This is a genomic window from Polyangium sp. y55x31 (genome assembly GCF_029946505.1).
Lineage (GTDB): Bacteria > Myxococcota_A > Polyangia > Polyangiales > Polyangiaceae > Polyangium.
Genome location: NZ_JARZHG010000016.1, coordinates 80,423 through 104,664 on the forward strand (window position 1 = coordinate 80,423; position 24,242 = coordinate 104,664).

A 24,242-nucleotide genomic window follows, 5' to 3' on the forward strand; every position below is an offset into this window, starting at 1 on the left:
GGCCGCGCACCCCACGTCCGAGAGCCGCCGCCGCCGCGCGAAGGGTAGCTGACGACACCGGGCTTGCAATGCGGCCCGTCGCATTGCATTCGTCCCGTGGCAGCAAATTCGATGTTATGGTGCCGGGGGCCCGGGCGCGCGCTCGTCCGGCGCATCGCGGGAGGACCGGCTCCGTGGCCGCAGCGTAGCGACGTCCACGGCCGTTCGCGCTACGCTCGGATTCGCATGTCTCCGCGGCCCGGCAAGACGCGAGAATCTCGGTACGCAGGCGCCAGCCGATTCGTCGGACGGGAGGGCGCCCTGGAGAAGATCGCCGAGGCGTTCGCGCAGAGGCGCCTCGTCGAGCTCATCGGGCCGCCGGGCGTCGGCAAGACCCGGCTCGCCACGGAGTTCGCGAGGCGATCGCCGCGCCTCTCCGCGCTCCGGTTCTGCGACCTCACGGAAGCAGCTTCGCTCAGCGCTTTCCTCTTCCAGGTCGCGCGCTCCCTCGGCGTGCCCGTGCCGCTCGACATCTCCCCCGACGAGCTCGCGCGGCGCGTGCGAGAGCGGGTCTTCGCGGAGGACGCCCTGCTCCTCGTGCTCGACAACTTCGAGCAGCTCCCCGCTTCGGCCGACGCGGCGCTCGCGGCGTGGTTCGAGCGCCCGGGGGCGCGCGTGCTCGTCACGTCGAGGCGGCGCCTCGCCGGCGCGCCTGCCACGACGATCAGCCTCGCGCCGCTCTCGACCGAGCGGCGTTCGGGCGAGCCGTGGTCCGAAGCGGCGGAGCTGCTCGTGGCGCGGGGCTCGGCCTTCGCGGGCAGCGCGTTCGACCCGGACGAGGACCACGCGACGATCGAGGAGCTCGCCCGCGAGCTCGATGGCCTGCCCCTCGCGCTCGAGCTCGCGGCGTCACGCTTCCGCATGCTCGCGCCGAAGCAGGTGCTCGCGCGCCTCTCTCCGCGCTTCCGCATGTTGCGGCGGCCCGACGGGACGAGCGCCCGGGCGAACCTCCGCGAGAGCATCGAGATGTCCTTCGTGATGCTCGCCCCGCCGGAGCAGGAGGCGTTCCTCGCGAGCTCCGTGTTCCGCGGCGGCTTTTCCCTCGACGCCGCCGACGCCGTGCTCGGCGAGGAGGGCGGCCCGTGGCCGCTCGACCTGCTCGAATCGCTGCTCGACCAGTCGATGCTGACGGTCGACCAGGATCCCCACGAGCGCCGCTACGATCTCTTGATCTGCATCCGCGAGTTCGCCGAAAGCGAGCTCGCGCGTGGGGGAGGGGGCGCCGCGCGCGCGGCCGGGCGGCATGCTCGTTACTACGTCGGCCTCGGCGAGCGGCTCGTCGGCGCTGCCGATGCCGGCTCGCGCCGCGCCCTCGAACGCGAGCGGGAGAACCTCACCGCGATCGTCCGTCGGCGCGCCCTTCTGGGGGCCGACCTCGCGCTCCGCGCGGCCCTCGTGCTCGCCGCGCCCGCGTCCGGAGTGCCGTACATCACCGTCGAGGAGCTGCTCGGCGGCGCGCTCGGCGAGGACGACGCCGCGGGCGCATCGCCGACGCTCGTGGGGCGCGCGCTCCTTTTGCGCGGCACGGTCCGCCGCTTCCTCGGCCGGCTGCCGGAGTCGACGGCCGATCTCGATCGGGCGCGCGCCATCGGCGAAGCGACCGGCGACCGCGCGTTGCTCGCCGAAGCGTTCGCGGGGCTCGGCAACACGCTGGCGGGCCTCGGGGACTGGGGGCGCGCGCGTGCCTTTTTCGAGCGCGCGCTCGAAGCGTGCGTCGAGCCCAAGCTCCGCCCGCGTTTGCTCGCGATGCTGGCGAACAGCTTCGGCGGGACCGACGAGTACGACCGCGCCATCCCGCTGTTTCGCCAGAGCATCGCGGAGACCGATCGCGCCGGGGACGAAAGCGCCTCGGCCACGGCGCGCCTCGCGCTCGGGGTCATCTTGCTCGCCGCGGGCGACTTCGACGAAGCGCCGCGCCTGCTCGGCGAAGCGCTCGACGCCCTCACGCGTATCGGCTCGCCGCACTGGGAGGGGATCGCGCTCTCGTACCTCGCGCGCTGCAAGCAAGAGACGGGGGATCTCCCGGGTGCGCTCACGCTGTACTCCGACGCCTTGGCCCGCCTCGACGCGGCCGGCGTGCTGCGCGCCCAGGCCGTCGCCTTCTACCAGTTCGCCACCGCGCTCATCGAGGCGGGTGAGCTCTCCGCCGCCGCCAAGCACCTGCGCGCCGCGCTCCCCCTCGCGCGCGAGAACTGCGGCGAATACGAGGGCGTGGTGCTCGCCGCCCAGGGTGTGGTCGCCGCGCGGCGCGGCGCGGCCGGCGACGCGGAGATGCTCTACCGGCGCGCGGAAGCGTCGCTCAGCGCCTACCCCAAGCCGATGTTCCTGGCGGCGGTGCGCGTGCTGCTCGGCGAGGAGCCGCCTCCCGCGTTCGCGGCTTGCTCGGAGGTGCGCCTCGCGCTTCGCCTGCGGAGCCCGGTCCCGGCGCCGAGCGCCACGCCGCCGCTGCTCATCGCGCGCGACGGGAGCTGGTTCCGCGCGCCCGGCAGCGACGCATCCATCCCGCTCGAACGACGCAAGGCCCTCCGCGGCGTCCTCCGCGCCCTCGCGCGCCAGCGAGAAGAGCGCCCCGGCGAAGCTGCCTCGATGGTGGCGCTCGTCGAGGCGGGTTGGCCGGGCGAACGAATCCTCGCCTCCGCCGGCGCCGAGCGCGTCTACGCCGCCGTGGCGACGCTGCGTCGCCTGGGCTTGCAGGGCGTGATCCAGCAGAAGGCGGGCGGGTACCTGCTTTCGCCGGAGATCCCTGTCGTCTTGAGCTGATTTCCTGCTGAAACCGCGCCTTTCAACAAACTTTCAACGCGAGACCTCGGGCGCCTCCGCCATCTTCTTCGCGCAGGCTTAACGACGAGGTCATGACCATGATTCGCAAGCTTATTTTCGCCACGATCGGCTGTGGGATGGCGCTGCTCGCGGGGTGCTCGGACGATGTTCCGAGCCCGCCGGACAACAGCACAGGCGGGCAGGGCGGCACGGGCGGGCAGGGCGGCACGGGCGGGCAGGGCGGCTGCCCCACGCTCGACCTCTCGCTCACGCAGATCTACCGCTTCACGGACGCCAACTTCTCCGTAGTGGCCGACGCCTCGCCCGGGGTCTCCGATGCCTACCGCACGCAGGCCGTCCTCGAGATCTACAACGAGTGGACGACCCCGGGCTTGCCTCCGCTCGTCACGGGCACCTTCGACCTCGCGTCGGCGCCGAACGACCACTACGGGAGCTGCCAGCACTGCGTCACGGTGATCACGCCGGACTCCAGCGAAATCCCGAGACGCACGTTTTTCCAGACGGGCGGCTCGATCGAGCTCACGAAGCTCGATCCGGACGATCCGAGCATCGCCGCCGGCAAGATCACGGACGTCACGCTCTCCGAGGTCACGCAGAAGGAAGACGGCACGTGGGAAGCCGTGCCGGAGGGGGGCTGCTTCGTGATCCCCTCGTGGTCGTTCGACACCACGCCCGTCAACGGCATCCCGTGCGAGAAGGCCGAGGACTGCGGCAACACCCAGCGTCAGGTCTGCTCGCCCAAGACGAACACCTGCGCGCCCTACGAGTGCCTCTTCACGTACGACGTCGTGTGTCCCGAGGGCGAGATGTGCCTCGCGCAGGTGCCCAGCGAGAACTCGATCGGGGCTTGTTACAAGGCGTGCACGCCGTTCACCTCGGGCGCCTGCCCCGCGGATTCCGAGTGCATCGCGACCGACCCCGTCCAGAACTACGGCGTCTGCCGGCCGACGGGCAAAGGCGCGCCCGGCGAGGCGTGCAGCGAGCCCGACATCTCGACGGGCTGCGAGGCGGGCAGCCTGTGCGCGGGCGTGCCCGCCACGTGCGAGAAGACCTGCGCGTGGCTCACGCCGGACCCCGGATGCCCCGAGGGACGCGTGTGCGGCATGTCGAACGTGTGCCTCTCGCCCGAGAGCGGCGACCCGGCGCCCATCGACGGCGCCTGCCAGCCGAGCTGGGTGCCGTATCGGAGCTGCGCCGCCGACGGCGAGGCGTTCCGCGGCCTCTGCATGAGCCTCTACCCCGAGGAGCCGATCGAGCATTGCGAGCGCATTTGCCGCACGGCCGACGACGACTGCCCCGCGGGCGAATACTGCGCGGGCATCTTCTCCAACACGAACGTCGGCATCTGCTGGACGATCCCGGTCTGCGGCGACGGCGTGCTCGACCCGCTGAACGAGATCTGCGACGACGGCAACACCATGTCGGGTGACGGATGCTCGGGCGACTGCGACGCGGCCGAGTTCGACGTGCTCTGCAAGTTCGCCGAGCCGCTCACGCTCGACGTCGACATCGAGAGCACGACGGCCGGCGCGCCCACCGGCTACGGCGGGAGCTGCGAGCTTTACATCGTCGTGCCCTCGAAGACGTTCACCTTCGACGTGCCGGGGCCGGGCCGGCTCTCGCTCGATCTCACGTCACAAGCGGACCTCGATCTGCTCCTGCTCGGCGATTGCGCCGATCCGAGCGGCAGCGAGCTCGCTTGCAAGAGCACGGCCGCGGCCACCGAGGAGCTCGATTTCGACTTCGCAACGAAGCCGAACGGCCCCGTGATGCTCGTCGTTCGTGGCAATACGATGAAAGACGAGGGGCCGTTCACGCTGCGCGCGAGCTTCAAGCCGGCGGTCTGCGGCGATGGCGTCGCCGTCGGGCCCGAGGCCTGCGACGATGGCAATACGGTGGATGGCGACGGCTTCTGCTCGGCCGATTGCCTGAGCCCCGACTGGCCCACGGTCTGCGGAAACCTCCCGATGCTCTCCACGTCGTCGCCCAACGTCGGCGACACGACGAGCGCGCCGAATCTGAACAACACCGACGGGTATTGCACGTTCGCCACCGGCGGTGACGTGACGTACCGCTATGTCGCGCCGAAGGACGGGACGCTCACGCTGCATCTCGACGAGACGAACGCGAATTATGCCATCTACGTGCTCGACGGCTGCGGGGCGGCGACGGAGGGGAAGCTCCTCTCGTGCTCGAACTGGGGCTGGCCCCCGGAGAGCGTCGAGGACATCGCATTGCCTCTCACCGCGGGGAAAGAGGTGACCGTCGTCGTGGATACGGTTCCGCCGAGCAAGGGCGGGGCGTTCAGCCTCGAGGCGTCGTTCCAGTGATGTGTTGAGAGCTGCGCGGGATCCGGGGGCCGCTTCCGCTTCCGCGTCCGCTGCCGCGTCCGCTACCGCTACCGCGTCCGCTTCCGCCGCCGCTTCAGCCGCCGCTTCCGCCTCCGCTGCCGCTGCCGCTGCCGCTGCCGCTTCTGCTTCCGAGACGCGCATTCAACGGTGCTCTCGTCCGGGGGCCTTGAGCATGCCCGCGTGCTCGGGTGGCGCAAGGCCAAGCCGTCCTCGCCGTCCTCGCGCTTCGCGCTCCGGGCGGCTCCGGGCGGTGCGAGGCAAGGCCTCGCAGCCTTGCGCCACCCTCCGCGCGCGGGCCCGGGACGAGGGTCCCCGGTCGGGGAAGGAGGAAGCAATGGCTCTCAGGATCTACGGCGTCACGATCGAATTGCTGCGGCGGCTGCGGCCGGTCATCGAGAAGATCGGCGGGAAGGATGCGAACCTCGCGGATCAGCTACGGCGCGCCGCCACCAGCGTGCCACTCAATCTGCATGAAGGTGCATATTCGCAGGGGCGAAACGAGCGCGCACGGTGGCATACGGCCATGGGCTCGGCGGCGGAGGTGCGCGCGTGCTTGGATGTGGCGGAAGCACTGGGGTACGTCGAAACGGTGGATGACGGGCTCCGCGATTCCCTCGACCAAATCATCGCCACCTTGCATCGCCTCACACGGCGATGAGGCGCACGGCGGGCCGTCCCTCGGTGGACGATCCGCCGCTCTCGGAAGCGGAGGCGGCAAGCGGGGGCGGAAGCGGAAGCGGAGGCGGAAGCGGCAACCGAAATCTGCTTGTGCACCGCTCGGGAGGCTAGCGCGAGCACCTTTTGACGTGCTCGCCATCGTCGTGGTATCGTGCAGCACGAATATGCGAGCGAGGACGGTCAACCATTTCCACGTCATCATGTCGACTGTGGCGGGGGCCACGCAATTGAATTGCGTAAAGCGTGACTTGCCCCCTTGACGACGTTGTGGGAACGTACTCCTCGCCATTGGATTTCGAGGTAACGCGCGTGGAGCTGAAGCCGGACCACACGTTCGTGTGGACGCAGTCGGGCTGCACCGGTAGCACGGTGCTGCGAGGTCGGTGAGAGCAACGAAGCAATGGGCTCCTCGCACTGTCGCGTGGCCCTGCTCCGGCAGAGCCAGATTCTGGCGCGAGCGCAGATGGATACGAGTCATTGAGTGACGTTTGCAGGATCGATCCGGGGGCCTGCGAGACGATTCGACTCGACCGGATTCACCTGCGAGCCCTCGGCGATTCTCTGGAGCTAAAGTCGTCGCCCGACTCCAGCTATGCCCAGAAACTGCCACGCGTACGGTAGCCCGACGTGGGTCCTCTGATACGGATGCCAGCCATCTGCGGAAGCGGAGGCGGGAGCGGGAGCGGCAAGCGGCAAGCGAAATCTGATTGGCAACACCTCGGCCATCTCGAGACGAGCGAGGTCGGCCCCGTGCTCGAGCGAGCCGTGCGACGAATCGCCTGCGCTCCTTCGAGTCCGCGCGCCACGCGTTTTTGATGCTGTATGCTCCCCGCTCCTTCCGTCCCGCGCCGGCCGACCATGCTTGACCGAACCGCTCGCCAGGGGCTCGAACGCCCTCCCCTCATCCACACGCGTGACCTGGAGATCGCCCGCGAGCTCCTCGCAAAGGTCTACGGCGACCTCACCGCCGACGTCCGCGGCCACGGTCCCCCCTTCGAGTGGCGTGCCACCCCCGTCGACCTGGGGCCCGTCACCCTCTTCTCGGGCGCCATCACCTCCGCCGTGTGCCTGCGCGGCGTGACCTCGGGCTACACCGTCAGCCTGGCGGCCGGCGGCCCGTTATGGGCGGCCTCGTCGGGGGACGCGGCGGAGATCGTCCCCGGCCTGCGCGCCGCCGTGCTCTCGCCGGGGGCCCGGTCCGAGTGGAGCACGGCGGGCTCGTCCCACCACTTCACCCTCCGCATCGACGCTCGTTACCTCGAGGCGCAGCTCGAGGCGCTCACCGGCGTGGCCGTCCGCGGGCCCCTTGCATTTTCGTTGTCAATGCCCACCCGCGACGGCCCCGGGACCTTCCTGGATCGGCTTTGCCGCTTCCTGTCCACCGAGACCGAGCAGGCCGGGCGAGCCCTGGGCCACCCGCTGGTGATGGCCAGCCTCGGCGAGGCGGCGGCGCGCGCGCTGCTCCTCGGGCAACCCCACGATCACGCCCACCTCCTGGAGAAGGTGGCGCCGCCGTCGAGCCGGACCGTGGTGCGGCTCGTCGAGGAGTACCTCGACGCCCACGCGAAGGACCCGATCGTCACGACCGATCTGACGACACTCGCCGGCGCGAGTATGGCATCGATCGACGCGGCCTTCGTGACGCATCGGGGCACCACCCCGAGGGACTTCCTCCGCAGGAAGCGCCTCCTCCTGGCGCGGGAGCGCCTGCTCCGGGCCGAGCCGGGCGAGACGGCGGCGAGCGTGGCCCACGCTTCGGGTTTCCTGCGCGTGGAGAGCTTCGGCGCCGCGTATGCTGCGGAGTTCGGCGAGACCTACGCCGAGACGAGGCGGCGCGGGCTCGTCGCGACCGAGGCGCCGCCGGGCCCGCGGTCCCGCGCGACGAGCCCGCCCCCGCGCGAGGAGGCGGCGGTGACCGTCTTCCTGGTGCACCGGGATCCCTCCTGGCGCGGGGCCGCGGTCGGGCTGCTCGAGGAGGCGGGGCACGCAGTGCAGGCGTTCGCGTCGTCGCTCGCCTTCCTTTCGGCGACGCGCGCGGCGGGGGCGGGTTGTGTGGTGATCGACGTCCACCTCCCCGATCTGAACGGCCTGGAGGTGAGGGCCGTCCTGCGCGAGAGCGCGAGCGCGCTGCCGGTCGTGTTCACCAGCGAAGTCGCCGACGTGACCTTGGCCGTGGAGGCGATGAAGGCGGGCGCGGTGGACTTCCTGGTGGAGCCCATTGACGAGGAGGCCCTGCTCGCCGCCGTGGCTCGCGCCCTCGCCCTGGACGCGGAGGCGCGGGCGGCGCGGGCCGAGGTGGAGGCGCGCGCCGCCCTCCTCGCGGCGCTCTCGCCGCGCCAGCGCGAGGTGTGCGAGCGGGTGGCGCGGGGGATGCTGAACAAGCAGATCGCGGCGGAGCTCGGGATCTCCGAGTCGACCGTGCGGCTGCACCGGGCGGAGGGGATGGAGAAGCTGGGGGTGAGGTCGGCCGCCGAGCTCGGGCAGGTGATGGCGAGCTTGCCGAGCGGGGGTCGGTGAGGCTGCGTCGGGCGGTGGATCTTCGAGGCGCGCCGCCGGAGCGCTGGCGGTGCGCCTCGAAGGGCGGCGCTAGGGGCAGGGCACCCCGCCGGCCGTGGAGACCACCGAGAGGCTCTGCACGCAGGCCTCCAGTTGATCTTGGGTGTCGAGATTGATGAAGGCGTTGCCCACGTTGTTCGGGCCCACGACTCCGCACATGGCCGGGCCGCCCGGGGTGCCAGGACTCTCCTCGATCGCGGACTGGACGAAGATTCCTCGCGAGCTGCCGGTGTCTTTCAAGTAGAGGTAGACGGAGCTTATCTGGCCCGAATAGTTGATGCACTGGGTGCCGCTGACGTTGAAGTCCAGCCATCCGGGCAGCGCATCACACGGGCATACCGGCCCCGACGGCTGGCAAGTGCCGTCCTCGCAGGTGGAGCCCGCCCCGCACGAGCCGCAGTCGAGCGTGCCGCCGCAGCCGTCGGAGAGGGTGCCGCAGGTCGCGCCCTGCGCGGCGCAGGTGGTGGGGACGCAGGTGGGCGTGTCGCAGTCCTTCCCCGTCCAGCCGGGGTCACACGCGCACGTGTAGCTGTTCACGCCGTCGGTGCAGGAGCCATGGAGGCAGGGATTGTTCTCGCACTCGTCGATGTTGATCTGGCAGTTCGTCCCCGTGAAGCCCGCCGGGCATGCGCAGGTGTAGCCGGTGCTGTTTGCCGCGCACGAGCCGCCGTTCTGGCAAGGGTCCGCGTCGCAGGGGTCGGTGCAGGTTCCGTTCTGGCTGACGAGCCCGTCGCAGCACGGCAGGGTGGCGTCGCTCGGCGCGCCCGCGGGCAGACAGCCGCCGCCCTGACAGGTCGGGTCGTAGAGCGGCGAGGTCGGGTCGGTGCTGGTGACGTAATCACCGGCGTGCGCGGCGAACGCGTCGGCGCACGCCTGCACGCTGGTCCTGATGATGGTGTAGGGGTGCTTGGCGGAGCCCGTGTGGTGGCAGATCTGGATCTTGCCATTGACGTCGAAGTAGTCGCACTGGGCGTCCGTCAGGGCGGAGTCGGCCGAGCCGAGGTGCTCGGCGTCCGATTCGTCGGGCGTGGAGCTGGAGCATGCGCCGCCGAGGAGTCCGAGGCTGCTCAGGCCGAGGACCGCGACAACCGTGCCGAGCGAACGAAGGGAAGCAAAACGCGTCATGAGTTTTCTCCTTAAGTGGCAGGACGCGCGGTGAGGTCCGCTGGTCGCCCGCCGGGGGAGGCACCCTGCGTCAGCGCGACCCGGCTCGCGACCTGGATCTTGATCCAGCTTCCGGAAGGGAAGGCTCTCGTGATAGCGTGAAGAGGCTCCGGTGCCGCGCGCCGCTTTCCGCGGAGGTCGAGGACTGCGGTCTCGGCCCCTCACCGTCGCGCCGACGGGGCTGAATCGAGCCGTAATGGTCGATCGCCGTCGTTCCTGCGCAGCGACGGGTCTCCATCCACCGGCCGGAGATGCAAAGGGTAATCCATTACCCCTGCGCGTGCATCGCCCGGGAGCGGGAGCGGAAGCGGAGGCGGAGGCGGAAGCGGAAGCGGAATCCGAAGCGGAGGCGGTAGCGGAAGCGGAGGCGGTAGCGGCGGCGGCAGCAGACCTCCGGGATGATTCCCTCAGCCCAGGATCACGGCTCCCATTACAACGCCCGGCGCCTCATTCTCGGTCGATCGTGAGCTTTCCCGCGACGAACCATTTTCCGCATTTGACGGTTGAATCACGCCCCGTTTCATGAGACGAAACCAAACGACGCCAGCCGGTGTTCGCACCACCGACCGGCGTCTGACCCACAACCCCGCACCAACCGGAGCCATGAGCTAATGGTCACGATACCGCTCCATCTTCCGCCGGCAAACTTTACGGCGTCGCACGCGTTGCTCGGCCGTCTTTACCTCGAACACCGCGAGTTCCTTCTCCGCCTCCTTCTCACGCAGGCCATCCCCTCCCGTGACGTGGAGGATGTCGTCCAGGAGGTCTTCCTCACGGCCTGGCGACGGCTCGAATGTTTGGTCACGCCGGAGCAGGCTCGTCCGTGGCTCGTGGTGATCGGGCTGAACCGTGCGAGCAATTATCGAAAGCTCGCGCGTCACGAGCGAGAGGTCTTCGTGGGGCTCGCGGAGGACTGTCCCGAGCAGGAACACGCGTCGTCGCCCGATACGCTCTTGCAGGCGATGTATGGACTGTTCCGGCTGAAGCGGTTCCTCTGGAAGGTCGGCCCGCGCATCCGGGCGGTGGTCATGCCGTACCTGGAGGGCCGGTCGATTCGGGAGATCGCCGAAGCGCTCGGCATCAAGACGAAGACCGCCTACGCACGCCTTTTCCTCGCCCGACGGCACCTGCAAACGCTCGCGCTCGCCTGAACTCCGCTTCCGCTTCCGCTCCCGCCCCCGCCTCCAGAGCATGTTTTTCGCGTGCATGACGGTGGCGATCGCCCCGTTTGGCTGTGCGACCAATATCGAATATCCCTCGCTGAAAGATGGCTCGACGAGCGTGGGCCCCGATGTGCCGAATGCGACGATCGCGCGCCTGCGAGGATGCGTCGAAGAGTACGGCTCCGAGCTGCATGGAGCAGGCTTCGTGTTTCACTACCAGGCCTCGACGACGGGTTCATCGCGGTGACCGACGAGACCGCGCCGACCGTGGAGCGCTTCGACGCGAAGGTCTCGCTGACGGCGTCGCCGCGCTCCTCCAGCGCTGATGGGTCCTAGCTTTCCTTCGACCTCGGGGCGCGCTGGTGCGGGAAAGCAGCGCAGAGGAGCTCGACAAAGGCAGACACCTTCGGACTGAGCAACCTCCGCGATGTGTAGAGCACCCAGATCTCGGTCCGCCGCTCGGGGACGCTACCCCAGCATATGAGCCTGCCCGAGCGCAGGTCCTCATCGACGAGCGAGCCCGGCAGCAGCGCGGCGCCCGCCCCGTTGCGAGCTGCCTGCCACGCCATCGACACCGATGATGTCCTGAGGACAGGCACGGGAGTGAAGGCCTCGATTCCGTTCTTCCCTTCGACGAGCCACACCGGCATTCCTGCCGTCGTCGGCAGGATGATCGCTGGCACGCCGGTACTCGCCTCGTCGCCGGCTCGCCTTCGGGGCCTCTCGAGGGATGGCGGCGCGACGAGGAGGGTTTCCTCTCGCATGACGATCCTCCCGACGAGGCTCTCGTCGAGATGCGGATTGACGCGCACCACGAGATCGACGCCCTCGATCAGAGGATCGATCAGCCGGTTCTCGCTCAGGACCTCGAGAGCGATCTCGGGATAACGAGCCACGAAGCGCGCAGCGATCCGGCCCATGTAGAGGTCTGCGAACAGCGTCGGCACGCTCACTCTCAGGGGTCCGCGCGGACGGGAGAGCCCGCCGGCGAGGGCTTGGCCCACGTCCTCGATCTCGGCCAGCAAGCCGCCGGTTTGCCGGTGGAGCATCGCGCCCTCCTCCGTGAGCCGGAACGTCTTGGGACCGCGCTCGACGAGCCGGACCCCCAGCGCGTCCTCCAGTTCCCTCAGGCGGCGTGACAAGGTCGTCTTCGGCTGCCCCGTGGCACGGCTCGCGCGGCCGATGCCGCCATGGCCGACGATCTCATGGAAGGCGACGAGAGCGAGGAGGTCCATGGGTGTGCCGTCAGTGGAACGCCGAGCGCCAAAGCAACCACTATCACTCGACGGCAGAAACATTCAACGTGCGACTCGGGACGCGGAGTGCGTCCTGAGACGTCACGGAGGAACGCATGGCAATTCTAGCGATCGGCGGTACAGGACAGATCGGCTCCCACGTGGTCGAGGAGCTGGCGAGGCGGGGTGCGGAGGTCCGCGCGTTCGGAAGTGAGCCGTCTCCACGTGGGGCGCCCGCCGGCGTCGAGGAGGTGATTGGCGACATCTTCGATATTGAGCTCATGCGCCGTCTGCTCCGCGAGGCCAGCACGGTATTCGTCCTGAACCCGGCCGTCGCGGACGAGCTCGCCAGGGTGCTCCTCACGCTCAGCCTGATCGACGAGGCGAGGATCCAGCGCGTCGTCTACCTCTCGATGATGGGGGTCGACCGCTTTACCGACGCGTCGAGGGCGGCCGCAAAGCTCGCGGCCGAGCAGACGATCCGAAAGCTCGGCCTCCCCACCACCATCCTGAGGCCGAACGCGGTCTTCCAGAACGACGTCCCGTTGAAGGATGCGATTACCAGACACCATCGTTACACGACCCCGCTCGGCAGCGTTGGCGTCACGGTGGTGGACCTGGTCGATGTCGCCGAGGTCGCGGCCCTCGAGCTCCTGCGACGCGAGCGGTCGGCCGCGCCACTCCCGACCGAGGTGATCGAGGTCGTCGGCCCGGAGGCGCACACGGGGCAGAGCATCGTTCGGTTGTGGTCCGACGTGCTCGGCGAGAACGTCACCTACGAGGGGGACGATCTCGATGCCGTGGAGCAACGGATGCGCGGCGTGATGCCGGCTGCGGGGGCGTATGATCTGAAGCTCGTGTTCCGTGGCATCCTTCGCGAAGGAGTGCTCGGCGCCCCTGGCGCCGCCGAGCGACTCGTCGCGATGCTCGGCCGCCCATTGCGGACATATCGCTCGTTCGCCCGCACGATGGCCGGCGCGTCCTCGTAGCCGTGGGAGTCCGCTCGTCCAGCGTGCACGACCGCTTCGACCGTCGCGCTCGGTGAGCTTCGTTCGAGGAGGTGGCGCGGAGGAGGGCGGCGAGCATGTCGGCCTGCTCCTGGGTGGCGAAGTCTTTCGTGTCGCGCGCCGTGAGCTGCATGCTCTTCGCGTGGAGCTCGGCGATGCGCCGCAGGCTCCCGGCGTGGGCAACGTCGTCCTTCGAGAAGGCAATGTCGAGCGAGCCCTGGATGGACGACGCCAAACAGATTCCTGTTGCCGCTTCCGCGTGCGCTTCCGCTTCCGCCTCCGCGTCCGCCTCCGCTTCCGCTCCACGCCGGCCTATCAGCCACCGGGGAATCCTCCCGTCGCGTGATTCGCCCGGCGAGGACAATGCCCACCGCGTTCCCCCCGTCCTCCCAGCTCGCCTGGGACCCAGCCAGGAACGTCTCCCCCATCCTCCCACCGTGCCTAGGACGCAGCCGGGAACGTTCCCCCCGTTCCTGTAGCGTCGCTGGGAGGCACTACGGAACGTTTCCCCCATCCTCCCAGCGCGCCTATGACGCAGCCAGGAACGTTCCTTTCGCTCTTGTAGCTTCGTTATGACGCAGCCGGGAACGTTCCACCCTCGCTTCCAGCTTCGCGATGACGCACCGCGGAACGTTCTCCCCTCGCTTCTAGCGTCGCGATGACGCAACCAGGAACGTTTCCCCCTCGCTTGCGTCGGATCCGTGCGTTTCCTTCCTTCGGAAGGAAACCCCTGCTACGTTCGCCGGCTGACTTGGGGGGGAACACGAGGACCCATGGGCGTCAGCTTGAACCAGATCCCGCGCGCACAAAAGCGCGACATCGCCAAGAAGATCAAGGAAAACCTCGGGACACGCGCTGCCAACGGCCCCGCGGAGCCTGCGCTGGACATCTACATCAGCGAATGCACGGACGTCGCCGACGCGCTCGACGCGCACGTCACGGGGAACGTGCTCGCCCACGCAGAGCGCGCCGCTCGGCTCGCGCAGCTCGAAGCCGCCGACGACGAGGTCGATACCTGGTATCGCCATATCGAGCTCTACATCGGCGTCGAGTCGCGGCGCCGCGTGAGCGCGAACGCCCTCGCAGCGGCCGCCGTGTACGCGGCCGCATTCCCCGATGGCCTCGCGCACGTCGACGATCCGATCGCGGACGAGAATCGGGTTTGCCGCGAGGCCCTGCTCGTGCTCCGCGCGCCCGAGCACGCGGCCACGCTGGCGGCGATCGAGCTGCCGCCCACCTGGCTCGGGCGGTGGGAGGCGGCCATCAACAAGAGTGATGCCCTGCTCGCGGAGGTCGAAAAGGCGCGCACCGAGAAGCGCGTGCACGTCGACGCAGGCCGCGACGCCGAGACGGAATGGGTGGAGCTCATGGTGCGGCTGCGGCGCTACGTGGCGAGCCGGGCGAAGCGATCCGATGCGGCGCGGATTCAGGATGGGAAAAAGCTGCTCGCCCCGCTGCTCGATGCCATGGCGAAGCTGCGCGCAGAGTCGGCGGCCCGCGCGACGCGGAAGGGGAATGGGAAGCTGGAGACGCCGGTGGCGGGGGACGCGACCGGCGGGTGAACGGCCCTTCGGCCCCGCTCACGTTCGCGCGCGCGGCAACGTGACCATGGGGGGCGCCTCGCGGTTTTTCTTCTCTGGACCTCGTGCGTGCTCCACGACGCTGCGGCCGATGAGCGTCCTCGGACGTATGCTTGCCGTGCGCACTTCGGCTTCCGTCGCCCTGTTCGGCCTCCTCCTCTCGGCCTGCTCCTCCACGCACCAGACCTCGGCGCAGTCCGGGCTCGACGTGCACACCTTCACGCACGATTCCATCAACACGCACTTGCTCGTCGCCAACGGCGCGATGGTCATGGTGGACCCGGGCTACGAGAAGAACGCCCCGGTGCTGGAGCAGGACCTGCGTGACGCGGGCTTCGATCCGGCCATGGCGAAGACCATCGTGCTCACGCACGGGCACGCCGATCACGCCGGCGCCGCGCGCCACTTCCAGGCGCGTTTCCAGGCGCGCGTCGTCGCGGGCAAAGGGGACGAGGGTATGCTCGGGACCGGGAAAAACGAGCCGCTTTGCCCGACGGGCTTCCTTGGGCGCTTTCGCCACACGGAGGACGAGGGGGCGACCTATACGCCCTTTCACGCCGACATCGCCGTGACCGAGCCTGTGGACCTCGCGTCGCTCTCGGGCGTTCCGGGCCGTATCGTCCCGCTGCCAGGGCACACCAAAGGCTCGCTCGTGGTGCTGGCCGGCGACGCTGCCTTCGTGGGCGACCTGTTCCGCGGCTCGCTCGTGGGCTCGGGCGCGGCCACGCACCTCTACATGTGTGATCTCGAGAGCAACCAACGGGACGTCGCCCGGCTGCTGAACGAGCTCGCCCCCGACGCCAAGCGCTACTTCGTCGGGCATTTTGGCCCCGTCGCGCGGGAAGACGTCGCCGATCACTTCGGCGTGTCGCTACGCCCATGACGATGCGCCCGCGCCGCCCTCAGCTCACCACCGCTCCCGCGGGGCCGGCCTCGATCGGCAACGAGAATGAAAATGTGGTGGTCTCCCCGGGGACGCTGCGGGCTTCGATCCGCCCTCCATGCGCCTCCACGAGACCCCGCACGATGTAGAGCCCCAGCCCGAGCCCCTTGATCGCGCTGCCTTTCGCGCCCCCTCGCTGAAATCGCTCGAACAGGGTCCGCATGTCCTCGGCGGTGATGCCCGGCCCCTGATTTCGCACCTTCACCACCACCTCGTCGCCGCGCCGCTCCGAGAGGATCTCGATCGGCGTCCCGGGCTCGCCGTATTTGATCGCATTGGAGAGCAGGTTCTCCGCGACCTGCTCGATCCGTTGGGGGTCCACGAAGAGCGTCGGGAGCTCGCCGTGGATCGAGAGCATCACGCGCTCACGGCTGCCGCTCGCCTCGATGACCCGCGCGAGCAGCGCCGGGACATCGGTCGGCGCGCGCAAGAGCTCCAGCCTGTGCGCCTCCATCCGCGACAAATCGAGCAGGTCGCCGATCATGCGACTGAGCCGCGCTGCGCTCCCGACGATACGCTCGCCGCGGGTGCGCGCCGCGGCGTCGGCGCCGGAGCGCGCGAGGCCCCCGGCGAGCATCAGGATGGTCGTGACCGGCTGGCGCAGGTCGTGCGCCACCACGCTCGTCCATTCCTGGCGCAATCGTTCGAGCTCCTTGAGCGGCGTGATGTCCTCGTAGGTCACCACGGCCCCGAGGAGCTGGCCTCCCTCGCTGCGAATGGGTGACGCATTGGTCAATACCGGCACGTCCAGTTCGTGGGGCGCCCGGATGAGCAGCTCCCGCCCGGTGACCACCTCGCCGCGCAAGGCTCGATCGAGCGAGAGATCACCCTCGGCGAGCGGCGAGCCGTCCGGCTGGTGGAGCCGCTGCTGCAAGAGATGGCGCACGTCCGTCGGCATGGACGCGCCCATGAGCTCCTCGGCCTTCTGGTTCATGAGATACGCCGGCTCCGCGCCGACCTTGCAGAGGACGATTCCGATGGGCGAGTGATCGATCACGGTCCGGAGCCAGCGCTGCTCCATGGAAAGGGCTTGGACGAGCCGCTCGCGCTCCGCTTCGAGCCGGCGTCGCTCGGTCACGTCCTCGTTGACCACGACGGCGCCGAGGATCCGCCCCTCGTCGTCGCGCACCGGCGCCGCCGAGTGCAAGATGATCTTGCGCGTGCCGTCGAGCGTCTCGATCTCGATGAGCTCGTTCAGCGAGGTCTCGCCCTTCCGGACGGCGCGCGCGGCGCCCCACTCCTCGGGCGTGATGGGTTTTCCCGTGTCGACCCACCATCCCTTGAAAATGTCGTACTGCTCGATGCCGACGTACCGGGCGCCGGCCCATACACGTTGTCCGGCGGGGTTGCCGAGGAGGATGGTCCCGTGCTCGTCGATGACCCATACCCCGACCGGGAGGGTCTCGAGCACCTGCCGCAGGAGCCGCTCGCTCTTCTGGAGCGCCATCTCCGCGCGGCGCTGCTCGGTCACGTCGTCGTTGATGGCGAACGCCCCGAGGATGCGCCCCTCCGGATCACGCACCGGCGCCGCCGAGTTCACCAGGATCCTGCGCGTGCCGTCGAAGGCCTGGATCTCGATGAGCTCGTTCAGCGAGGTTTCGCCGTTACGCACCGCACGGGCGATTGCCCATTCTTCGGCCGCGATTTCCTTCCCCGTGTCGACCCACCACGCCTTGTATTCACCGAACTGCTCCGGCCCGATGAATCGGACCCCGCCCCAGATGCGCAGTCCGGCGGGGTTGACCAGGACGAGCTTGCCGTGCTCGTCGGCGACCCATACCCCGACCGGCAAGGTCTCGAGGACCTGCCGGAAGAGGGCCTCGCTCTTCTGGAGCGCCATTTCCGCGCGGCGCTGGTCGGTCACGTCCCGGACCGTGCCGCACATGCGGAGCGGGCGACCCGCCTCGTCGCGGATCACGTCGCACTCCTCGTGCACGATCCGCGGTTGGCCGTCGGCGGCGATGATGCGGTGATCGATGGCATACCGGCTGGTCCCGCGGAGGGCGCATCGGACCGCCTCGTCCACGTTCGCGCGATCGTCCGGGTGCACGAGGGCGAGAAAAGCCTCGTAGGTCATCGGGCCGGCCGCGGGGGTCAGGCCGAAGAGGCGATAACATTCGTCCGACCAGAAGAGCTCGTTCGTCTCGAGCTCCCATTCCCAGCTCCCGATCTGGGCGATCCGCTGCGCGCGTGCGAGGCGCTCCTGGCTCCGGCGCAGCGCGTCCTCGGCTCGCTTGCGCGTGCTGACGTCACGGATGATGGCCACGTGCCTGCCCGGCACGAAATGGGCCTGCGCCGTGAACTCAGCGGCGAACGTGCTGCCGTCGACGCGCCGGAATGGCCCCTCGGCCCTCTTTCGCCCGGACGCGAGGAACGCGCCCCACGTCTCCCGGAGCTTGGCCCCGATCTCGGGCGGCCGGAGATCGAAGACGGTCCGCTGCAAGAGCTCGTCTCGCGTGGCGCAGAAGAGCTCGCAGGCGCGCGGGTTGACGTCGACCAGGTGACCTTCGTCGTCCGCGACGAGGAAGCCGTCGAACGCATTCTGGAACAGGCCGCGATATTTTTGGTTTTTCCGCTCGACCTCGGCGCTCGCCGGACGCGCGGAGGCGAGCGAAACCGCGAGGAAGGCGGCGAGCGCGGACAGCATCGGCAGCGTGCGATCCCGGCCGTGTTCGGCCTGCCGCAGGAAACAAACCAGCACCCCGAGCTCGCGCGCCTCGGCCACGAGGGGCACCGCCAGGGCTCTCGGGCCGCAGCCGAGTTCGGCGGCCGCGGTGACGTCGAAGGGGCGGTCCAGGGCTTCGCCGTCGATCGCCATGGCGCTCCGCGTACGAGCCACCTGGGCTGCCAGGGCGGCGGATTCGAGCGGGAGCGAGCCGACGCGGGCGAGCAGCGCCTCGGGCGCGCCGTGATGCGCGGACACGACGAGGGTAAACCCGTCCTCGCTCGGGACGTAGAAAAGCGTCACATCCGCGCCGAGCGCCGAGGCCACGAGCTCGGTGGCGAGCTGGTGCGCGTCCTTTGGCTCGAGCCCAGGTCCGAGGAGGCGAGCCGCGAGGGCGCCATACGGAGCTTGGTGGAAAGAGATGCCTTTGTCGGCCCCCGCCATGGTTCCTGCCGGATCCCCACGCGGAAGAGTGCGTGGGCAACCTTCGCAGTACAACACGATCGAGGCTCTGTGTCACGCCTACAATGTTTGTCGAACGTCAGAATCCGCCGGGCGCTCTCGGCGGCCGATGAGGTCTCCTGCTCGTACCGCCCCACGGACGCGGACGATCTCGGCGCGAGCGACGCTGGGGAGGGAAAACGATGATAGGGCGAATTCTGGGGGCATGATCATGCCCCGGCCGGCGTGCGCGCGCGCGGCAACGTGACCGTGAACGTCGCGCCTTCCCCGGGCGCGCTCTCCACGGCGATCGTACCGCCGAGCGCCTCGACGATCCGGCGCGCGATCCACAAGCCGAGGCCGAAGCCGCCGAAATGGCGCACCGACACGGCCCGCTCGAATCGGTCGAAGATCCGCTTCTGATCCTCGGCCGGAATGCCGATGCCTCGATCGGTGACCGAAACACGCGCGGAGGCGCCCTCGTCGCGGACGCGCACGTCGATCGGCGCCCTCGCGCCGTATTTGATGGCATTCGACAGGAGGTTCATGAGGACCTGCTCGACCCGCGAGCGATCCCAGCGCCCCACGACGGCCGCGTCGCTGTCGAGCCTGAGCTCGCAGCCGGCGCGCGCGGCCGTGTCCTGCATTCGCTGAACGACGTCTTCGGCCACGGCGGACAGATCGACGTCCTCGTCGAGACGCAGCTCCAACCGGCCCTGGGTGATGCGCGAGACGTCGAGCAGCTCGTCGACGAGCGTGTTGAGCCGCCTCGTCTGGCGCAACGCCACGTCGAGGGCGGGCGCGATCTTCGCGGCGAGGTCCGGGTCCGTCTGGAGGCTCCGGCAGAGCGCCTGGAGCTTGAGCGAGAGCGCGGTGAGGGGTGTCTTCAGCTCGTGCGAAGCAATGGCGAGGAACTCGTCGCGGGCGCGGATCGACTCCTCGGCCTCGCGATAAAGCGCTGCGCGTTCCTCCTCGATCTGTTTGCGCCGCGTGATGTCCCGATAAATGGCGAGGAGCGCGCATTTTCCGCCTCGGGGCACGCGGGCCAGCATGATCTCCACTTCGACCGTGGTGCCATCCGCGCGCGCGACCCAGCCATCGACCGGGCCCAGGTTGCCGTGCTCCAGCGCGCGCAGGACCCCTCGATGCGCGATGCCCTCGCGCTCCGAGAGGACGAAATCGAAGACAGGTTTGCCGAGGAGCTCCGCGGCGCGGGTCACGCCGAACAGGCGCGCCGCCGCCGCATTCGCGTACTCGATGCGAAGCACCCCGTCCGCGTCGAACCTTTCGAGGAGGGTCGCGTCCGGAGAGACCTCGACGAGGATGCGATAACGCTCCTCGGACTCGCTGAGGGCCGCCGTCCTTTCGGCGACGCGGAGATCGAGCTCGTCGCGGGAATGGGCGAGGGCCATCTCGGCCCGGGTGCGCTCGGCGATCACGGCCGCGAGCACGAGCGTCGTCAGCGCCATGTCGCCGACATAGGCTTGCACGAGGAGGAGCGAGACGTTGCGGGTCCCGTGAAGGAAAGGGGTCGTGCCCTGCGCCGCCCCCCAGGTCACCAATGCCGAGACGTTGAAGACGGCCAGGGCGGCGCCGAGCGGGCCGAGACGCACGCCGGCCCAGACGAGGAAGGGCGTGATGAAATGCCCGAGCGGATAATTCGGGCCGTGCGCCGGGAGCATTCCCGATATCAGGAGCACCTGGAAGCCGAAGAGGGCGAGCTGGTGGAGCGCGAGCTCGCCGCCGCGGCCGTGCACGCGCCACCATCGAGGCTGGCTGCACGCGAGCAGGAGCGGCGTGATCACCAGAATGCCCACGGCGTCGCCGAGCCACCACGTGACCCAGGTCTCGGCGTAATGGGCGGGCGTGATCAGGGAGCCGGCGAGCAAGCTCGTCGTGCCGATCGTGGCGCTCGTGGTGGAGCTGCCGAGCCCGCTCAGCGCCGTGAAACGGGCGACGTCGAGGACCCGGGCGAGCGGCGCCTCGGCGTCGCGGTCCCACGGCGGAAACACGCGCGCTGCGACGAGCGCTTCGATCGTGGCGCCCACGCCGATCATGGCCCCGACGAGCGTCGTCACGGCGGCCCCAGCGAGGCTCGTCGTGTCGAAGAAGGCGTAGGTGTTCACGAGGAACGAGCCCAGCCAGACGCCCGGCCAGAGCCGACGCCCCCCGAGGAGAATGCCCGCGAGCGCGATGCCCGAAGCGGGAAAACAAGCCGTCACGTTCCCCGGGGGAATGGCGAGGAGCTGACCGACCGCGGCGCCGGCCGCGTAAACGACGGCCAGCAAGAGGACCGCGATGGGTCGTGACTGGCTCCCCGCCCGTGGCCGTTGCATCGATCCCCCCGGACACACACGCGCCGGGCCCCGCACCAACCACGCACGAAATGTGCCCTCGGCGCGCGCTTGGCCGATGCCGCGGAAGGGGACGAGTGGCCCGCGACCCTGGAAGGCCCTATATACCCCCCTACGTCGGAGGACGAGCCCGTCGCATGAGTCTGGCCGTGAAGCGAGAGCCCGAGGCATCGGCATCCAGTCCGGACCGCGCGAGGCCATTCGGGCTCGGCTCCTCGAAGCCTGCACAGGGAGGCGAACGGCCGGGAGGGCGCGTGGCGCTCGCCGTCGGGGAGTCCGTGGCCGCGCTCGCGGCGGGGGCATGCACGGCCGGGTACGTGATCGATACGCTCTTCTCGCAGATCGAGCTTCACCTCGATGCGCGAATCGCCTTGTTGTACCGCCCCGGGGAGGGGCGCTCGCTTCGGCTCATGGAGCACCGTGGTGGTCCGAGCGACGTCCTTTCCAGGCTCTCGGTGCTCGATCCTGCGCATGGCGTGGCCCTCGCGTTCGAAGCGGTCGCCACGCGGAGCCCTCGCTGCGTCGAGGCCACGGCGCCGGAGGCCGACACGTTCGTCGATGCGCGGACGATCGTCTCGTATTGCGATGTGGCTTCCGTGATCTCGGCGCCCCTCTTCGCCGCAGGGCAGCTCCTCGGCGTGATCACGTGCGGCATCGGGCGCGCGCTCGTGGACAACGACGAAGTGCAAGCCATTCTCGCGGCGCTCGCTTCCGTCTTTGCGTGGGCCCTCGACGGGGCCCGCTCGCAGGAGCGATTGCTCGAGCACATCGACGATCTCGGGCGCGCTCAGGAGGTGCTCCGCAACGCGGAAGAGCGCTTGAACCGGACGATCGACGACGCGCCCATCGGCATGGCCTTGGTGGGCCTCGACGGCCGCTTTTTGCGCGTCAATCGCGTGCTCTGCGACATCGTCGGCTACGGGCGCGAGGAGCTCGAGCGCCTGCGTTTCCAGGACATCACGCACCCCGAGGATCTCGAGCTCGATCTCGAACAAGTCGGGCGGCTGCTGCGGGGCGAGGTCGAGCGGTATCAGCTCTCCAAGCGATACATTCGCAAGACGGGCGAGATCGTCGACGTCATGCTGAGCGCCTCGATGGTCCGCGACGCCCGCGGCATCCCGCTCCATTACATCTCGCAGATCGAAGACATCACCGAGAAGCGGCGGATCGAGGATCGGCTCCGGCAGAGCGAGCGCAAATACCACGCGATTTTCCACAACGCCCGCGAGGCGATCATCCTGCTCGACGAGGCCATGCGGTTCGTCGACGCGAACCCGGCCGCGTGCGCGCTTTTCCACGAGACACGCGAGGCGCTCGTGGGGCGGCGGATGACGTCTCTCGTCACGCCCACCACGGCGGCGATGCTCGAAGCGCCCTGGAAGCGCCTCGCCGTGCAGGGCGAGCTCGACCTCGAGATCACGCTGCACTTGCACGATGGCAGCACGACCCCAGTCGAGATGGGCGCGCGGGCGCATTTCGTCCCGGGGATCCACCTGGTCACGCTGCGCGACGTCGCGCGCCGCAAGCGCACCGAGGCAGCGCTGCGCCTCAGCGAGGCGCGATTCCGGTTCCTCGCCGAGAACGCGTCGGACGTCGTATATCAGGTCTCCTTCAAGCCGATCCGCCGATTCGAGTACGTGAGCCCCTCCGTATTCGCGCTGACCGGTTATCCCGTCGAGCAATGGTACGCCGATCCCGATCTCGGCGCGAAGATCGCGCACGAGGAAGATCGAGAGATCTACAGGCGGTTCCGGGAAGATCTGAACGCGGAGTCGCTGCTCACGAGGTTTTACCGGAAAAATGGCGACCTCGCGTGGGTGGAGATCAAGGGCACGACGATCCGGGACGAGCTCGGCGTTCCGGTCGGGCTCATCGCGGTGGCGCGGGACATCACCGAGCGAAAACGAGCCGAGCAGGAGCGCGAGCGGCTCCTCGAGCAGATGGAAGCGGATCGGAGCCGGTTGAGCAGCGTGATCGAGCACTCGCCCGTGGGGATCGTGCTGGCCGTCGGGCCAACGGGAGAGCGCACCGTGGCAAACCGCAGGGCCGCGGAGATCCTGGGCCGACCGCCCCATCCGGACGAGGTGTCGTCCTCGTATCTCGCGCCGCTCTGCGAACCGTCGGGAAGACCCCTCGCCCCGGAGGAGCACGCCATGGCGCGCGCACTGCACGGCGAGGAGACACGCGGCCGCGAGCTCGTCGTGTGCCGCCCGTACGAGCAGGGGCTGCCAGTGCTGGAGAGCGCGGGCCCCATTCGCGACGCACACGGCCACGTGCTCGGCGCCATTGCGACGTACGAGGACATCACGCGTCTCAAGCGGCTGGAGCAGATGCGCGACGAGTGGAGTTCCATCGTGGCGCACGAACTACGCCAGCCCCTCACCGCCATCGCCAGCCACGCCGCGCTCCTCGCCCGCACCGACGAGCCCACCCAAAAAAGGCGCGCAGAGAACATCTCCCAGAGCGCCGCGCGTCTCAACCGGCTGATCGGCGATCTGCTCGACACCACCCGCATCGACGCAAAACAACTCGAACTCGCCCTCGAGCCAACGGATCTGCCTTCCCTCGTGCGTGGCGCCATCGATCGCGCATCCCTCGGAAGCCGTGGCGTCGTCGAGGTCATGGGGGACGTCCCACGCGTCCTCGCAGATCCCACGCGAATCGAGCAGGTGCTCGGGAACCTGCTCTCGAACGCGGTAAAATACGGCGCGCCCGGGACACCAATCCGCGTCGGTGTCGAGAGCACGGCGGAGGGAATCCGAGTGTCGGTGCACAACCAGGGGCCGCGTATCCCCGCAGAGGACATCCCGCGCCTGTTTCAACGATTTCGGCGGCTACACAAGGGTCCCGTCCTCGGGGTGGGCCTCGGTCTCTATGTTTGTCGGGGCATCGTCGAAGCACACGGCGGCCGAATCTGGGTCGAGAGCAACGATGAGGGGACGACATTCCGGTTCACAGTGCCGAGCACGGAGAGCAGCGCCATGAGTTGAGCATTGGTCTCATCTGGAAGGCGATTCGCTGGGGCGTTGCCCCAGGCCCCAGCAGGGGCTGTCCGCCCCTGCACCCGGACCAGCGCAAGCGCTGGACTCGGGGTCGATGAACTGCGCGATGCGCAGTTCATCGAACGAGCCGGTTCAAGACCGGCGACGACCCTGCCAGCCAAGACCACTTCACCTGGCAACGCCGTCTTTGGTCTTGCCACCGGCCTGTGGGAAGAACTGCGCATCGCGCAGTTCTTCCCCAAAAGGTCCAGCGCTTGCGCTGGTTCGGGTCGAGGGGCGAATA

The 24,242-nt window shown here is 69.2% G+C and carries 14 protein-coding genes; 10 read left to right on the forward strand and 4 right to left on the reverse strand.

The window, feature by feature from the left end; genetic code table 11:
• The first annotated feature begins 225 nt into the window (after positions 1 to 225).
• The 4 genes from QHF84_RS26260 to QHF84_RS26275 all read left to right on the forward strand — a co-directional run bounded on the left by QHF84_RS26260 (position 226) and on the right by QHF84_RS26275 (position 8,366).
• Positions 226 to 2,799 (forward strand): tetratricopeptide repeat protein, encoded by a 2,574-nt coding sequence (locus tag QHF84_RS26260; protein ID WP_281316163.1) that lies wholly within the window; start codon positions 226 to 228, stop codon positions 2,797 to 2,799.
• A gap of 98 nt (positions 2,800 to 2,897) precedes the next feature.
• Positions 2,898 to 5,150 (forward strand): DUF4215 domain-containing protein, encoded by a 2,253-nt coding sequence (locus tag QHF84_RS26265; RefSeq protein ID WP_281316164.1) that lies wholly within the window; start codon positions 2,898 to 2,900, stop codon positions 5,148 to 5,150.
• Positions 5,151 to 5,505: 355 nt separating this feature from the next.
• Positions 5,506 to 5,829: a four helix bundle protein gene (locus QHF84_RS26270; protein ID WP_281316165.1), complete on the forward strand. Its 324-nt coding sequence runs from the start codon at positions 5,506 to 5,508 to the stop codon at positions 5,827 to 5,829.
• Positions 5,830 to 6,707: 878 nt separating this feature from the next.
• Complete coding sequence (locus QHF84_RS26275; protein ID WP_281316166.1) at positions 6,708 to 8,366, forward strand: response regulator; 1,659 nt, start codon at positions 6,708 to 6,710, stop codon at positions 8,364 to 8,366.
• A gap of 69 nt (positions 8,367 to 8,435) precedes the next feature.
• Here the strand turns inward: QHF84_RS26275 and QHF84_RS26280 are convergent, their stop codons facing one another.
• Positions 8,436 to 9,530: a hypothetical protein gene (locus QHF84_RS26280; RefSeq protein ID WP_281316167.1), complete on the reverse strand. Its 1,095-nt coding sequence runs from the start codon at positions 9,528 to 9,530 to the stop codon at positions 8,436 to 8,438.
• A 650-nt stretch (positions 9,531 to 10,180) separates the two neighbouring features.
• Here QHF84_RS26280 and QHF84_RS26285 point away from each other — a divergent pair.
• On the forward strand, positions 10,181 to 10,720 hold the full coding sequence (locus QHF84_RS26285) for an RNA polymerase sigma factor (protein ID WP_281316168.1): 540 nt from the start codon (positions 10,181 to 10,183) through the stop codon (positions 10,718 to 10,720).
• Between the two features lie 55 nt (positions 10,721 to 10,775).
• Positions 10,776 to 10,979, forward strand: coding sequence for a hypothetical protein (locus QHF84_RS26290; protein WP_281316169.1), 204 nt, complete (start codon positions 10,776 to 10,778; stop codon positions 10,977 to 10,979).
• An 85-nt stretch (positions 10,980 to 11,064) separates the two neighbouring features.
• On the opposite strand, the gene QHF84_RS26295 is transcribed toward QHF84_RS26290, so the two are convergent.
• Positions 11,065 to 12,030, reverse strand: coding sequence for a LysR family transcriptional regulator (locus tag QHF84_RS26295; protein ID WP_281316170.1), 966 nt, complete (start codon positions 12,028 to 12,030; stop codon positions 11,065 to 11,067).
• 53 nt (positions 12,031 to 12,083) lie between these two features.
• Between QHF84_RS26295 and QHF84_RS26300 the strand changes: the two genes are divergently transcribed.
• The 3 genes from QHF84_RS26300 to QHF84_RS26310 all read left to right on the forward strand — a co-directional run bounded on the left by QHF84_RS26300 (position 12,084) and on the right by QHF84_RS26310 (position 15,437).
• The gene (locus QHF84_RS26300; protein ID WP_281316171.1) at positions 12,084 to 12,956 is read left to right on the forward strand and encodes an NmrA family NAD(P)-binding protein; all 873 of its coding nucleotides are present in this window, start codon (positions 12,084 to 12,086) and stop codon (positions 12,954 to 12,956) included.
• 791 nt (positions 12,957 to 13,747) lie between these two features.
• Entirely contained in the window at positions 13,748 to 14,536 is a 789-nt protein-coding gene (locus QHF84_RS26305) for a hypothetical protein (RefSeq protein WP_281316172.1), read from the forward strand.
• A gap of 136 nt (positions 14,537 to 14,672) precedes the next feature.
• Positions 14,673 to 15,437, forward strand: coding sequence for an MBL fold metallo-hydrolase (locus QHF84_RS26310; RefSeq protein WP_281316173.1), 765 nt, complete (start codon positions 14,673 to 14,675; stop codon positions 15,435 to 15,437).
• 19 nt (positions 15,438 to 15,456) lie between these two features.
• Here the strand turns inward: QHF84_RS26310 and QHF84_RS26315 are convergent, their stop codons facing one another.
• Both QHF84_RS26315 and QHF84_RS26320 read right to left on the reverse strand, forming a co-directional pair.
• A complete protein-coding gene (locus tag QHF84_RS26315; protein ID WP_281316174.1) occupies positions 15,457 to 18,606 on the reverse strand; it encodes a PAS domain S-box protein in 3,150 nt (1,049 codons plus the stop codon).
• A gap of 227 nt (positions 18,607 to 18,833) precedes the next feature.
• On the reverse strand, positions 18,834 to 20,939 hold the full coding sequence (locus QHF84_RS26320) for an MASE1 domain-containing protein (protein WP_281316175.1): 2,106 nt from the start codon (positions 20,937 to 20,939) through the stop codon (positions 18,834 to 18,836).
• A gap of 272 nt (positions 20,940 to 21,211) precedes the next feature.
• On the opposite strand from QHF84_RS26320, the gene QHF84_RS26325 reads away from it, so the two are divergent.
• Positions 21,212 to 23,947 (forward strand): PAS domain S-box protein, encoded by a 2,736-nt coding sequence (locus QHF84_RS26325; protein WP_281316176.1) that lies wholly within the window; start codon positions 21,212 to 21,214, stop codon positions 23,945 to 23,947.
• Positions 23,948 to 24,242: the final 295 nt, after the last annotated feature.